Genomic DNA, 14,033 nt, shown 5'->3' on the forward strand with positions numbered 1-14,033 from the left:
AATTTTTTATTTCCTTTCAGTCAAAGTTATTTTTTATAATTGTGTCGTTATAGTTTTCTTATTATTTTGAATTTGAACCTGCGTTTGCTGACTACGTGCTCGGTTATTTCGCTCATTTGATAATTGCAATGAGTTTCTTCTTAATGACTCAAAGCTTGCTTGTCGTCCGATGTCTGGACCCGTACCGGAAAAACTTGCGCGACGTTCGATTAGCTGATTTCCTCTGTTTGTCAATGCGACTGGTTCTTTCGAGCCAGAGGGTGTTGGTTCTACCTTCGTTTGCGATGTACTTAGCTGAGGTTGTGTACTATCTCTTGGTTTCATCTCAATGACTTTCGATTCTTTCGCCGTCTCAGTGGTTCGTTCAGATCTTTCTGTCGTTTTTTGTTGCTCATTGGTCAGGGCTTGCTCAGGTGCTTTCGCTTTTTCATCAAGACCAGCGATCGCAGATACTTTCTCTCTAAATTCTTTTGAATCTAAAGATTGACACTTCCCTAACTCTTGGCCTTCTAAAATTTTTTCGTTAACTTTTTTTTCAAATGCCAAATCCTCTCTTTTGGCTACACGACTTTCAATTCGTTTGAACACAAACTTGTCTAATAATTGGATACCGATTCCAATACTGACACCAATCAAAGCCACGGCACCTAACTGCATCAAGAATGGCGCAGCCATAGAGGTTGCAAGCATCGGCACTAGCGCAGATAGGGCAAACATTCCACCTATCCCTAGAGCCAGTGGTACAGCCAACATGATAAATAAGGATAATTTATTTTTCATCACATAATCAAACATCCGCTTCGGCGCATGACGGACTGTTTCCCACGCACGTTTGGCTCTTGACTGTTTTTCTTCTATTTCAGCTATGTTTGCACCTTCTTTGGTTGGTGCTTCCATCGCTACAACTTTGCCTTTGAGATCCTTAGAAGCTAATCTTTCTTTTGTTACTTCAGATTTCTCTATTCCTTCTACCAATTTCTCATTTACTGGAGTTGCATCTTTCATTTGTTCCGCTGGCTGTTTTTGTTTTCCAAAAGTCAATTTTTCGCGTACTTTCGACAATCCACGAGCAATTGGACCAAATACTCTTGGGAACTTCTGTACTAACTTATTGAATGCTTGCGGAATTTTCTTTTTCGCATAAATAATTGCTTTTGAACCAAAAAAACTGGCAGTGACAAAACCAACTGCAGCATTCACAAACTGTTGCCCAAAAATAGTCATAGCTGTAGATGGTAATATGGAACCCACCCATGACATACCTAATGGTAACATGGCAATCGGCCATAGATTCAACAACCATCTAGCTGCACGGATTTTTCGGGAATTTCTGAAAAATGATTGTTTTAATTTTGAATGATCTAATTCACTCAACTTTTTCGTTTGTTCTTTTATTCCACGAGTTTCTTCTTGTAAGCCTTTGATATCTTTATCCATCTGTTTTACACTTTCAGTAGATAAATCTTTGGTCAATTTTTGCAGTTTTTCAGGATCAGCCAAAACCGCTTTAAGTTCCTTTAAAAACTGCACATCCTCGGTCGTATTGCTCTGTTTGATCCGCTTTAATAAGTCATCAGTATTCTTGTTTTTAGCTTCGATCAACTCTACTTTTGCTTGAAGATTTTCGACATACGCTTTGATAAGCTCTGCTTTTTTACTTTCAAGATTTTCGCTTACAACAGATTCTTTTTTAGGTTCTTCCACTATTGTTTTCTGTAGCTTCGTTTTTTCTGGCGCCTCGTTCACGATCACATTGACCTCTATCGGAGGCGGGTTTTTTTCAACAGTAGCACTATCGACTTCATCTTTTTTTGGTTCTTCCGCAATCACTGGAGTTGGCTCGCGTTCAATCGTAGGTGTAACAACAGTCGCCTCACGATCAGCCTTACTTAGGACAACTGCTTCCTTTGCTTGCTCCGCTTTCACTTCTACCGAACGAACGATTTCTATTTCAACCTTATCGGTATAATCAATCAAGCCTTTTGTTTCAGCAATTTCATTTTGATATCCTTCTTTTATTGCACTAATTGCTTGAAATTTTGACATTAACACTTCGTCTGAATCATTTTTATTTACTGTAAATTCAGAAAAAGAATTGGAACGTCGCAAAGGTTCTAGTTGATCTGTGTCTACCGCAACTTTCTCTATCTTATCCTTTAATTCTTTTTGGACGATCTCAATTTTTTTAACTTTCTCTTCCGCTAATTGGACCTTTTGTTCAAGGACTGTCTTTTTACTTTTCTTTATTTTTCCAATTTCAGCCCTTAACTTATTGACCTCATCTTCTTTTGCTACTAGTCCTACTCTATGGGCGGTCAATTCTTTTTTAAATTCGTCTTTTTTGATCAATGCGAGAACGATTGCTGAATCAACTTGCTGGTCTTTTGTATTTATTTTTAAAACACTTTGACCACTTCCATATTTGTCTAATTCTTTTTGATGACTTTCCAGAGTCGTTTGAACTTTTTTTAACCCCGCGTGTTTTCCGGCATACTCATCGTCGATAGCCTGTTGCTCAGAAAAGCTGATGGCTCCAATCCCCTTGATGGTCGCTATGTCTCGTTGTAGACGAATAATTTCTAATTGGTAATCAAGGATTTTAAGCTCTTTGGTAATATTTTCTTTCTTATCACGGATTAACTCATTATGCGTCGTATCAAAATTTATGTCTTTGCTTTCATTTCTGATTTTTTCATCAATTGGAGATCCAATGATTCTGTTGATGATTGCTTCATTTTTATATGAAAATATAGATAGAAATGATTCATTGATATTACTTTTATTATTTTCTTTAAGCTTGTCTTCTCTAAGCATCTTTTCTTTAGATATATCTTCTATAGACATCCATCACTCACTCCTCTCTCTTTTCCTTTGTATTATCTCGAGTGTCCTGTCGTTAGAGATTGGCCAGAATAGGTACGCAGCCGAGTCGTTTGTTGTTGGGCTTGTGATACTCGCGTATTCAATCGACTCTCTTGCGATATGCTTGAACGGATAGACGTACGATCTAAGTTATTTCCTCTTTGCTGTGAAGCTACTTCACGTGAACGTGTAAGCGCCTTTTTTTGTGCCCTTTTTTCCCATCCCTTTCTAGCCATTTTTCCAATGAACTTTCCAAGTGCTTTGGTGACTAACCAAAGTATTTTAAATATTAAAGATAATGCCTTGAATGCTATACTGTATACCCCAATCAGTAAAAATATTGCTAACTTATTCAACGAATTTTCCAGCTCACTTTCTCATAAAATGCCTATCCTATCCAACACCAACTAGCGGTTGCTTTAAGCGTACCTGAATTTCGACTACCACTACTATCTATTTTTTCAAAATTGATAAAAAGATGAAAAAAACGTTCAACAAAACGATTTCTGTTAAGAAGAATAGAGACACTGCTCAAAATTATTCCAAAAAATCGAAGTAGGAACTTTAGAGATTTTCAAAATTTCGGACGTGATCCGATCAAAATTTAAGGATAGATCAGTCAAGATCAAATCGTATTGATTGATTAATTGGTAATCAATAGAAAAAACGTCCTTCTCATAGATATCAATATTTTTTAAAAATGGATGCTTATGTAAAATCAAATTTTTATATAAAAGAGATAAGCCAATTTCTTGAGAACTTAATAATAAAATCGACTTCTCTTGTATTTTGGGTTCAATCATCCGTAACAAATCATTGGAAAAAATGATTAATTCGAGTAATAATTCTTTATGCAATAGTTCGCTTTGCTCAACAAAATTTAATTGCGCAATTTGCAAAGATTTTTGATAGGCTTGCCAGATCTTAGGGTTGTTCTCCATCATTTTTTTATAGAATATATCTGCATAGCTTACTTTAAAAATGGCTAATTCTTTATAAAAATTGATAAAATCAAAAAAATATTCGATTTCCGTAGTGTTGATCGACATGTCAATCGCTAATAGACTGTAAAAACTTTGAAGAAACTTTTCAATATTCTGCTCTAATCTCTGATCACGATGTTGGACCTCTGTAAACATTAGACCAAAATAGGAAGTGAGAATATTAGAAACATTTTTTTGTGTGACGTTGAATTTATATTTTTGACTCATTAACGTACAAAAAACTGTATCACTTTGGATAATCTCCAAGATGGTACCCACGATTTGCTCATTGTGGATCAATTCTTTCTCAGGAATAAGATGTTTATTACCAATTCGAATAATCGAAGAATAAATATAATACACCGAATACATCACTTTTGGTGTACTAACCGTTCTTTTTTGTGCCTTCAAACAACGTCTGAGCATCTGATAAATCGTATCGAAATAAGGAAATTCTTTTACTTTATAAATTTCCTTGAACATACTAGCAAATAAACGTCGAATCTCGATTTCATTTCCAGTGATCGTTAGTTTGTTCTCTAAATTAATTTGGACATTGATTTTTTCTTTCAAGAAATATGTATTGATTTTGGCGACGATCCTGCGGATACTCGTTTTACTTAAAAATAATTTTGTCGCAATCTCAGAAAGAGAAGGTTCTGTAATGAATATGTACTTTAAAATTTTCACATTTGTTGAATTATTAAGTATCCTGACAAATATATCATCTAAATTCAATTTCTTTGGTATCGAAAGCGATACCTCTTTGTGCTGATTAGTTTCAATACGAGCGGGAAAACAAGCTGTATTGAAACTATCGATATCTGCTACAATCGTTTTATCTGTAATACTCAATTCTTTGGCTAGATTACTAATATTCGATGACTCAATATTTAGCAAATAAAGCAATGAGATTTGTCTCTCTAATTGTTTCTCAAGTACACCCATAGTCAACAAGCTCCTTTCTTTTAAAAAACCTATAATGTATAGTACAGCTTTTTCGATAATTTCTTAATATTAGTTTTTCTGTTTTATAAAAAACATGTTCAATGCTCACATTGCTCGGATGTTATAGTTAAGAATTTGTAAGTGAAACAAACATGTATCAGAAAATTTTACTTTTGCGTGTGTCAATTGACTACTTCTAGTTATTCAGATTATTATATGTTGTTTTTTTAAATAATACTTATTAAATAAAGAAGGCAATTTCACTTTTAAATAACCACTGATTATAATAAAAAGAAAAATTCGAATAATTAGAAAAGTATGATAAAATAATGTTTATAACATGGATAAAGGATGTGAAAAAACAGATTTTCTATTTTTAGAAGATCTGAAAAGTATGATAAAACGAACAAATATGCTTGAAAAGACTTCTGAAAGGCAGATCAAACTAGCTTTACTCTTAGGCATGGCCGCTATTGACTGTTCGACTTTAGCAGAACAACTTGAGGTAACAAAAAAAACATTATTGACCGATATTGCGTTTTTTAACCATACATATACACCAGTTTGCATCAACACCGATAAATATCAAGTGGCTTCTTTACTATTACCACCAGAAATCAATTTGGAAGATTTAATCAAACAAATACTCAATCAATCAACGAATGTACAAATACTACAGGTGATTTTTGAAGTAGAGCCAACGTTATCTAAATTAGCAAATAAATTATATTTAAGTGAAACAAGTATTCGCCGGATCATTGCAAATATCAATACTTACTTCTGCGAGATCAATGCGCCATTATCCATACATATCTCCTCAAAACTCAAAATCATTGGGGATGAAAGTTACATTAGGCAATTCTTCTGTAGTATGTTTCGTGAGCAATATACGCCACAGCAATTGCACCATTTTTATCACATATTCGATGTGTTACAACGTTACTATAAAAAGCAAGCAACACATCAAACAATTAGTACATATAAAGTGATTATAAATAGTTTTTATCTTTACACAGCAATCATTCGGATCGGACAAGGCCATTTGATCTCAGAAAATAAAGGAAATCCAATCAATGATCCTTCTTTTTTTGAAATAATAAAAAATAATACAGTGTTTTGTTCAATCATTGAAAAAGAATACGGTTTTAATGTGACAACCACAACTGTCTCAAATCTATTAGACAAAAAAATCTATTTCCCTTGTGTTCAGTCAGCACCTAGTAGTCAGGGGGAATATCAACGGATTCGACAATTTTCAGAGTACTTTTATCGTTCATTATCTCAAGACTTCTCTTTGAATCAAGAAGGTATTCAGAAATTGAGTGAGTTGATCAATTACAATAAAAACCGACAATTCTTTAAAACAACATATCTACAGATTTTATCTGAAATCCTATTTACGCATTCGCCTCAGATACTAAAAGCATATAATCAAGCCATTGACCATGCTGGATTAATGATGATCAAACGGAATCAATTACTCTATGAAGAGTTACTATTAGAATTGATTTCATTATCACCTGCTTTACTGACGACCGTTTTTCCTTACAAGAAGAAGGTGTCTATCTTGATTGTTTCTTATCAGGAAGAAAGAACACTTGCACTGTATAAGCAACTGTTATTCAAAAAAATCCCTGCGATTCATAGTATCCATACATATACTGATAACATTTTTCAAGTAAACTACGACACAGTCAATCAATATGATTTAGTTTTAACAGACATCGAACTGAACCAAGCTAAAACGAAAGCTAAAATGATCAAAATTTCTAAAATACCAACAACCTCATTTTGGAATAACATTGAAACAGTTCTTTATACATAGTTTTATCTGCATAAATCAGAAAAAGCAGACGTATATTCCGTCTGCTTTTTCTATATGGGTATTTCCGCAACTTACTAACGACTTAACGCATTGTAACAAATTCTTCTGCGCCTGTTGGATGGATGGCTACTGTATTGTCAAAATCTGCTTTGGTTGCTCCCATTTTGATCGCTACTGCAAAACCTTGTAACATTTCATCGACACCTACACCGATGGCATGCAGCCCAACAATTTTTTCTTCTTCACCCACACAGATCAATTTCATTTCACATTTTTGTCGATAATCGTTTAAAGCAAAATACATTGGCGTGAATCGTGAACGATAGATTTTCAATTGTCCTTCACCGTATGTCGTCAACGCTTGCTCTTCGGTCAATCCGATGGTCGCAATCGGTGGATGAGTAAAGACGACTGTTGGAACTAAATCATAGTCTAAATAAGAATTTTCTTTGCCATTGAACAGTCGCTCAGACAAACGACGACCTGCAGCAATCGCTACTGGCGTCAAGTCGATTTTACCAATGACATCACCAATAGCATAAATATGTGAATCGGTTGTATTTTGGAATTTATCCACTTTGATAAATCCTTTTTCATCTAATTCAACGTTCGTTTTTTCGATGCCTAATGCATCTGTATTCGGTACACGTCCGCCAGCAAATAACACACACTCTGCCATTAGTGTTTCCCCATTTTCAAAGGTAACGGTGTAGACATCCCCGTTCTTTGTTATTTCGCTAGCCGTAAAGTTTGCATAAGTGTGGATTCCTGCTTCTTGATACATCTCAATCAAGTTATCAGATAACATTTTATCAAACGTACGTAATGGACGTTCTTTACGATACGCCCACATCACTTCACTTCCCAAGCCATTTAACACACCTGAAAGTTCAGCTGCAATATAACCAGCACCTAATACGATCGTCGATTTTGGTAATTCTGCCAATGCAAAAAAGCCGTTTGAATCAATGGCATATTCTCCACCAGGAATCGTCATTTTGCTTGGCTTACCACCAGTTGCAATCAAAATATGATTCGCTTGATAGCTTTCACCGTTTACTTCGACGGTTTGACTATCGACAAAGCGAGCATATCCTTTGATTGCTTCAACGTTATTACTATCTAAGCCTCTTTGATAAGCGCCATGAAGGAAATCAATGTATTTCTCACGCTTCTCTACCAGTTCTTTAAAGTCAACATGTTTGACGTCTGCTTGGATACCATAGCTTGAAGCATCACGTTCGATCGTTTCTAAAATCGTACTTGCTTGCCACATGACTTTTTTTGGAACACATCCGACATTGACGCACGTGCCACCTAGTTCATTGCCTTCAATCAATAATACTTTCGCTCCATGCATACCGGCACGATTCGCTGAAGCAATGCCTCCAGATCCTCCGCCAATGACAATATAATCATATGTTTTCATCTTGTTCCTCCTTTTAGCAGCTGATGCCACATCCTACCGCTTATTTTTCTATAAACTTTTTTATCATCTCTTACAAAAAATAAGTGTAGCACGTTTCTAGTCATTCTGTTGACGAGATGCTCATTTCGCTTGATTGCTTAAAAAATTATTTTCTTTTTCTAATCATATCTCCAGGTTTAACTGGTTGTGTGACTGGCATGGTCAACATCATCATAGGATTTGGTGCGCGATCAATGGATTCTCCTTCTTCATTGCGCATCACCTCAACCATTTGACTAAAGTGAGTAAATCCAGGCCCATAAAATTCGATTTCATCCCCTACAGAAAAGAGGTTTCTCTGACGGATTGTCGCTTGTTTCGTCTCCTCGTCATAAGATAAGACTTCTCCGACAAATTTATACACAGGGATCTTACGACGTTCACCAAATAATTGTTCATTTTCGCTAGGTGTATCGTAATAAAATCCTGTTGCTAGTTCTCGTTGAGCCACTTTCCATAACTCATCGATCCATTCTTGTTTGCAAACATAGTTTTCAGGATCTTCCATATAACTATCTACAGCTGCTTTATAAACATTTGCGACAGTTGATACATAGTGGATCGACTTCATTCGACCTTCGATCTTAAAACTATCTACGCCATTTTCAATCAAGTCAGGAATATGTTCGATCATCGACATATCTACCGCACTCATCGAAAACTCTTCTTCAATCTCGCCAGCATCTGTCAAAGAGTTTCTCTCTTGTCCAAATGGCAAATCATACAATTCATATTTCCAACGACAAGATTGTGAACAGCCTCCACGATTGGCATCACGCATCGACATATGATTCGACAATGTACAACGTCCTGAATAAGAGATACACATTGCTCCATGAATAAATGCTTCAATCTCTACATCCGTATGTCGACGTATCTCAGCGACTTCTTCCATCGAAACTTCCCGAGCTAAAACTACACGTTCCAAGCCTTCTTCTTTCCAGAATTCCAATGTTTCATAGTTGGTAGCAGAAGCTTGAGTCGATAGATGGATAGGTAAGCCAGGAGCTTCTGTAGCACAGATCTCAATAAGTGCTGGATCAGAGACGATCACTGCGGAAATCCCCACATCGCGCAGGTTACGGAAAAATTCACCGGCTCCTTCATCATTTCCTTCATGTGTGACCATATTTGCTGCTACATACACTTTCGCTTGATGTTCTTTTGCGAATGCAACGCCTTCTGCCATTTCTTCATAGGTAAAGTTTCCTGCGCGACTACGTAAACCATAAGCATTACCACCAATATACACAGCATCTGCACCATAATGAATAGCTGTTTTTAGTTTTTCAAGCGTACCGGCTGGTGCTAAAACTTCCGGACGTTTTAATTTTCTTTTTGTTGTCATTTTATTTCACCATACTCCTTACTTGATAGATTCAGGATCAATATAAAAGAAACCTGTATCAAGTCCTCGATTCGTTGGATGTAATCCGTTGATCTTATTCGTCATTTCTTGTGCTAACGTTTCTGTCCATGTGTCTGCTAATAATGCTTTTTTTGCCTCAACAAATAATTTAGTGATCTCAACAAATGCTTCACCAGGCGTAAAAACGCCATCTAATTTCCAGGTACGGAAATGATGGGCATAAAGCTGTGGGAGTTCATTACTTAAATTGATGTCATTATTCGCAAAAATATGCGTACCATGTGAATCTTCATAAATCGAATAATGTGTATCTTCTTTTTTAGGTTCAGCGAGAAAGAGTCCTCTTTCACGATCTTTTTTTTCGTCCTGTTGCGTGTAGTTATAGTAATTTTGTAACAGTGGACGTTTCGATTGATGGATGCATGTAGCTCCATACACAAGTGTTTCTACAGGAATCTGTAACTTATTTTCCATTTCTTTCATCTCATCAAATGGCACTTCACGTGCTAAAACAGCAGAAATCGCCCCTTTTTTTGCCCAAAAATTGATTTGACGTGCACTCGTCACTAATGTTTCTGCATCAAAAACATAAGGGATACTCAACTCTGGATTTTTTCTCATTGTATAGATAATCCCAGTATCACCAACTGTGATCATGTCCACATTGATTTCTTTTAAAAATTGCAGATACTCTGGGACTTTTTTCATTTTTTCAGGATGAATGATCCCATTGACAGCTATATTTACTTTTTTACCGTAACGATGTGCCAGCGCAACTAATTCGCGTTGTTCTTCTCTTGTAAAAGAAGCTGGTAAGCGTAGACCGAAGCGTTCTTCCCCAAAATATAAGGTATCCACTCCTGCTTCAAGCAATTCTTCTGCTTGTTTCATTGATTCTATAGTAGTTATGATTTCGATCATCATTTCCTCCTCCTACAACTCCATAATAGTAGCACAGCTCTGAAAACTTTCCAATACTTCTTACATTTATTATTGATTGTAACGATACTGTAAAATAATTTCTGGCTTATCTATTGTTTCACCATTGATTTAGAAATAACTCCTTTAGAAAACCAAAAAACCCAAAAATTCAAATGATTTTTGGGTTTCTGGCTTGTCTATCAGAGCTAGCTATTTCTGTTGCGATCTCACTCTGTCATTATACTTTAACAGTTATTTTCTTAGGTTCACGCACATTCACTGTGATTTTGCCCTTCGAAGCGCCAACAGTGATTTGATCGCCTAAATGGATTTCTCCTCCAAGCAAAGCTTCGCTCAAACGATCTTCTACTTCTTTTTGTAATGCCCGTCTTAGTGGTCGTGCACCATACTCTGGATCAAAACCGACTTTCCCAATCACATCAACTGCTGCTGGCGTGATTTTCACTAAGATATCTTGTTCTTTCAACCGTTTGACGATCGATTGGCTCATGATTTGAACAATCGCATGGACTTCATCTTTTGTTAATGAATGGAAAACGACTGTCTCATCAATACGGTTCAAGAATTCAGGGCGGAAAGCTTTCTTCAGCTCTTCAAGTATCCGTTTTTGCATCGCTTGATGATCTTTAGTAATATCTTGGACGTTGAATCCAACATTTTTTTCCTCACGGATTTGAGTAGCGCCAATATTAGAAGTCATGATCATGATCGTATTTCTAAAGTCTACTTTTCTTCCTTTAGCATCTGTTAAATGACCGTCATCTAAAACTTGTAATAATAAATTGAAGACATCTGGATGAGCTTTTTCCACTTCATCTAGCAAGATAACTGAGTAAGGTTTTTGACGAATTTTTTCCGTCAATTGTCCACCTTCATCATAACCCACATAGCCTGGAGGCGAACCGATCAAACGACTCGTACTATACTTCTCCATGAATTCAGACATGTCGACACGAATCAATGCGTCCTCTTCCCCAAACATTACTTCTGATAATGCTTTCGCCAATTCTGTTTTTCCGACTCCTGTTGGGCCTAAAAACATAAAGGAACCAATCGGGCGATTTGGATCTTTTAAGCCACTACGCGCCCGTCTGATCGCACGAGAAACAGCTTTGACCGCTTCATCTTGTCCAACAACACGTTCGTGAAGCAATGCTTCTAGTTCCAGTAATCGTTGACTTTCTTTCTTTTCTAACTGTTGCAATGGTACACCTGTCCACTCCGAAACAACTGTAGCTACATCTTCTTCAGTCACCCGATCCGCAAAACCATTTTTATGTTTTGCTTCAATCGCTAAACGTTTTTCTAGTTTTTTCATTAAGCTTTTTTCTTGTCTACGTAAATGCGCAGCTGTTTCAAAATCTTGTTTTTGAATCGCCTGTTCTTTTTCTTTATTCACTTGATCGATCTCTTGTTTCAGTATCGTCGTTTCTGACAAATCGTCCGCTTGTTCCAATCGAACTTTCGCTGCCGATTCATCAATCAAGTCGATCGCTTTATCTGGTAACTGTCTGGAAGTGATATATCGAACAGAAAGATTGACTGCCGCTCGTACTGCTTCATCGGTGATCTCCACATGATGATGTTCCTCATAGCGTGAACGTAAACCACGTAAGATTTCTTCCGCTTCATCTGCTGTCGGTTCATCTACTTGGATACGTGCAAAGCGTCGCTCCAATGCCGAGTCTTTTTCAATGTATTTTTGGTATTCGTCTAATGTTGTCGCACCAATCGTCTGTAATTCTCCACGTGCTAACGCTGGTTTCAAAATATTCGATGCATCGATGGCACCTTCTGCGCCACCAGCACCAATCAATGTGTGTAATTCATCAATAAAGAGAATAACTTGACCATCATGATAAATTTCATCAATGACTTTTTTCATTCGATCTTCAAATTCTCCCCGATACTTCGTCCCAGCGACTAACGCCCCCATGTCTAACATCATCAGACGTTTTGCTTTCATCTCTTCAGGTACTTCACCTAAAATGATTTTTTGAGCCAATCCTTCTGCAATCGCAGTTTTACCGACCCCGGGTTCTCCAACTAAAACAGGGTTGTTTTTTGTTCGGCGACTAAGTATCTGGATCAACCGTTTGACTTCTCTTGAACGCCCTACGACTGGATCTAATCTGTTTTCTTTGGCTAACTTAGTTAAGTCTCTAGCTAATGAATCCAACGTAGGAGTACCTTGTGTCATTGCTCGCTTTTCTTGTGGATTTCGACGGCGAATACCACCGGTACTCGTGTCCGTACCCATCGTACGTTTCAATGACTGACGAACTTTGCTCAAACTGATTCCTAAGTTGATCATGATACGAGTAGCCATGATACTCTCATCTTTTAGTAGACTAAGTAAAATATGCTCAGTCCCCACTTTTTGTGCACCCATTTTATTTACTTCGCTATTTGCCAAAGCAAAAATTTGTTTCATTCGAGGAGAATAAGGGAGAAATACACCTTTTGCATAAGTTTTCACTGTACCATAACCGACTAAATGCTCGATTTCTTCATAAATATCTTTTTCATTCAATTTCATATCTCGTAATACTTTCCCAGCAATCCCGTTGGGTTCGATCACTAAAGCCAATAATATATGTTCTGAACTTACCGCTTGATGTTTGAAGCGTTTTGCTTCTTCTTGGGCAATTTCTAACACACGTTGTGCTCTTTCTGTAAATATTTCTGCCATTTAAATTTCACTCCCCATCTTCATAGCTTAATCGTTCTAAAAAGGCTCGTAGAATTCGAGCACGCGTATAATCTTCTGTCTCGTTGATGTTCAATGTATTTTTAGCAATCGCACTCAACATCAAGTTTCCCTCTTTTTTGGTAATGATTTGGTCTTCATATAGTTTCTGAATAATGGCGTAGGCATTTTTTTCATTGATTGTTTCGCCAAATAGCAAGTTGATTCGTTCAAGCATTTGTTTTTTATCCGACATTCTCACTTTAGCAATGCGGATATACCCACCACCACCACGTTTACTCTCAACCAAATAGCCACGTTGAATCGTAAAGCGTGTATTGATCACATAATTGATTTGTGAAGGAACGCAGTTAAATAGATCTGCCAATTCAATCCTTCGAAGCTCGATCATCTCGTTTTTTTCCAGGATCTTTTTTATATATGATTCAATTAGATCCGAAGTATTTTGTTGTGCCATCCCACTCATTCCTTTGACTAATATTGACCTTAATTATAGCGAATTTACAGGTAGAATGAAAGGAGAACGCTTGTTAGATATTTGATTCGAAGAATAACGATAAGCGACAATTTTTTTATGTAAATAAAAAAAACTAGGAATTCAATGAAGTCCCAGTTTTTCCAACGCGCCCAAGAGGAGTCGAACCCCTAACCTTTTGATCCGTAGTCAAACACTCTATCCAATTGAGCTATGGGCGCATATTCAATTAATTAAAAATAATCATACAATAGAACGTATAACTTTGCAACAAATAAAAAAAATCGGGAAGACAGGATTCGAACCTGCGACCCCTTGGTCCCAAACCAAGTGCTCTACCAAGCTGAGCTACTTCCCGAAAAAATAAAAAGACTACGCGCCCAAGAGGAGTCGAACCCCTAACCTTTTGATCCGTAGTCAAACACTCTATCCAATTGAGCTATGGGCGCAT

General features: G+C 36.8%; 9 protein-coding genes and 3 tRNA genes. 1 reads left to right on the forward strand and 11 read right to left on the reverse strand.

The window, feature by feature from the left end:
- Positions 1–33 precede the first annotated feature (33 nt).
- From ACH0AK_RS14030 to ACH0AK_RS14040, 3 genes are all read right to left on the reverse strand, one after another.
- Positions 34–2,844, reverse strand: a complete 2,811-nt coding sequence (locus ACH0AK_RS14030) for a GumC domain-containing protein (protein ID WP_226077363.1) — start codon at positions 2,842–2,844, stop codon at positions 34–36.
- A gap of 32 nt (positions 2,845–2,876) precedes the next feature.
- A complete protein-coding gene (locus ACH0AK_RS14035) occupies positions 2,877–3,218 on the reverse strand; it encodes a hypothetical protein (protein ID WP_226077365.1) in 342 nt (113 codons plus the stop codon).
- A 153-nt stretch (positions 3,219–3,371) separates the two neighbouring features.
- The gene (locus ACH0AK_RS14040) at positions 3,372–4,793 is read right to left on the reverse strand and encodes an AcpB/EbpR/MafR family transcriptional regulator (protein WP_153830625.1); all 1,422 of its coding nucleotides are present in this window, start codon (positions 4,791–4,793) and stop codon (positions 3,372–3,374) included.
- Between the two features lie 394 nt (positions 4,794–5,187).
- On the opposite strand from ACH0AK_RS14040, the gene ACH0AK_RS14045 reads away from it, so the two are divergent.
- Entirely contained in the window at positions 5,188–6,618 is a 1,431-nt protein-coding gene (locus ACH0AK_RS14045; RefSeq protein ID WP_499797031.1) for an AcpB/EbpR/MafR family transcriptional regulator, read from the forward strand.
- An 82-nt stretch (positions 6,619–6,700) separates the two neighbouring features.
- Here ACH0AK_RS14045 and gor read toward each other — a convergent pair whose 3' ends face one another.
- The 8 genes from gor to ACH0AK_RS14085 form a co-directional block, all read right to left on the reverse strand.
- On the reverse strand, positions 6,701–8,047 hold the full coding sequence (gor, locus tag ACH0AK_RS14050) for a glutathione-disulfide reductase (protein WP_010733905.1): 1,347 nt from the start codon (positions 8,045–8,047) through the stop codon (positions 6,701–6,703).
- 145 nt (positions 8,048–8,192) lie between these two features.
- A complete protein-coding gene (locus tag ACH0AK_RS14055) occupies positions 8,193–9,434 on the reverse strand; it encodes a peptidase U32 family protein (protein ID WP_499797033.1) in 1,242 nt (413 codons plus the stop codon).
- A gap of 18 nt (positions 9,435–9,452) precedes the next feature.
- Entirely contained in the window at positions 9,453–10,376 is a 924-nt protein-coding gene (locus ACH0AK_RS14060) for a peptidase U32 family protein (protein WP_023520583.1), read from the reverse strand.
- 238 nt (positions 10,377–10,614) lie between these two features.
- Entirely contained in the window at positions 10,615–13,089 is a 2,475-nt protein-coding gene (locus ACH0AK_RS14065) for an ATP-dependent Clp protease ATP-binding subunit (protein WP_010733902.1), read from the reverse strand.
- Positions 13,090–13,096: 7 nt separating this feature from the next.
- Positions 13,097–13,564, reverse strand: a complete 468-nt coding sequence (locus ACH0AK_RS14070) for a CtsR family transcriptional regulator (RefSeq protein WP_010733901.1) — start codon at positions 13,562–13,564, stop codon at positions 13,097–13,099.
- A 165-nt stretch (positions 13,565–13,729) separates the two neighbouring features.
- Positions 13,730–13,803, reverse strand: a tRNA-Arg gene (locus ACH0AK_RS14075).
- A 63-nt stretch (positions 13,804–13,866) separates the two neighbouring features.
- Positions 13,867–13,940: transfer RNA gene (locus ACH0AK_RS14080), tRNA-Pro, on the reverse strand.
- A gap of 17 nt (positions 13,941–13,957) precedes the next feature.
- Positions 13,958–14,031, reverse strand: a tRNA-Arg gene (locus tag ACH0AK_RS14085).
- Positions 14,032–14,033: the final 2 nt, after the last annotated feature.

The sequence above is a fragment of the Enterococcus pernyi genome, assembly GCF_045371165.1.
GTDB classification, from domain to species: domain Bacteria; phylum Bacillota; class Bacilli; order Lactobacillales; family Enterococcaceae; genus Enterococcus_B; species Enterococcus_B pernyi.

Excerpts from the sequence above, each read along its gene's own strand:
- ACH0AK_RS14030 (WP_226077363.1), bottom strand. The coding sequence starts at position 2,844 with ATGTCTATAGAAGATATATCTAAAGAAAAGATGCTTAGAGAAGACAAG.
- ACH0AK_RS14040 (WP_153830625.1), bottom strand. The coding sequence starts at position 4,793 with ATGGGTGTACTTGAGAAACAATTAGAGAGACAAATCTCATTGCTTTAT.
- ACH0AK_RS14045 (WP_499797031.1), top strand. The coding sequence starts at position 5,188 with ATGATAAAACGAACAAATATGCTTGAAAAGACTTCTGAAAGGCAGATC.
- gor (WP_010733905.1), bottom strand. The coding sequence starts at position 8,047 with ATGAAAACATATGATTATATTGTCATTGGCGGAGGATCTGGAGGCATT.
- ACH0AK_RS14055 (WP_499797033.1), bottom strand. The coding sequence starts at position 9,434 with ATGACAACAAAAAGAAAATTAAAACGTCCGGAAGTTTTAGCACCAGCC.
- ACH0AK_RS14060 (WP_023520583.1), bottom strand. The coding sequence starts at position 10,376 with ATGATCGAAATCATAACTACTATAGAATCAATGAAACAAGCAGAAGAA.
- ACH0AK_RS14065 (WP_010733902.1), bottom strand. The coding sequence starts at position 13,089 with ATGGCAGAAATATTTACAGAAAGAGCACAACGTGTGTTAGAAATTGCC.
- ACH0AK_RS14070 (WP_010733901.1), bottom strand. The coding sequence starts at position 13,564 with ATGGCACAACAAAATACTTCGGATCTAATTGAATCATATATAAAAAAG.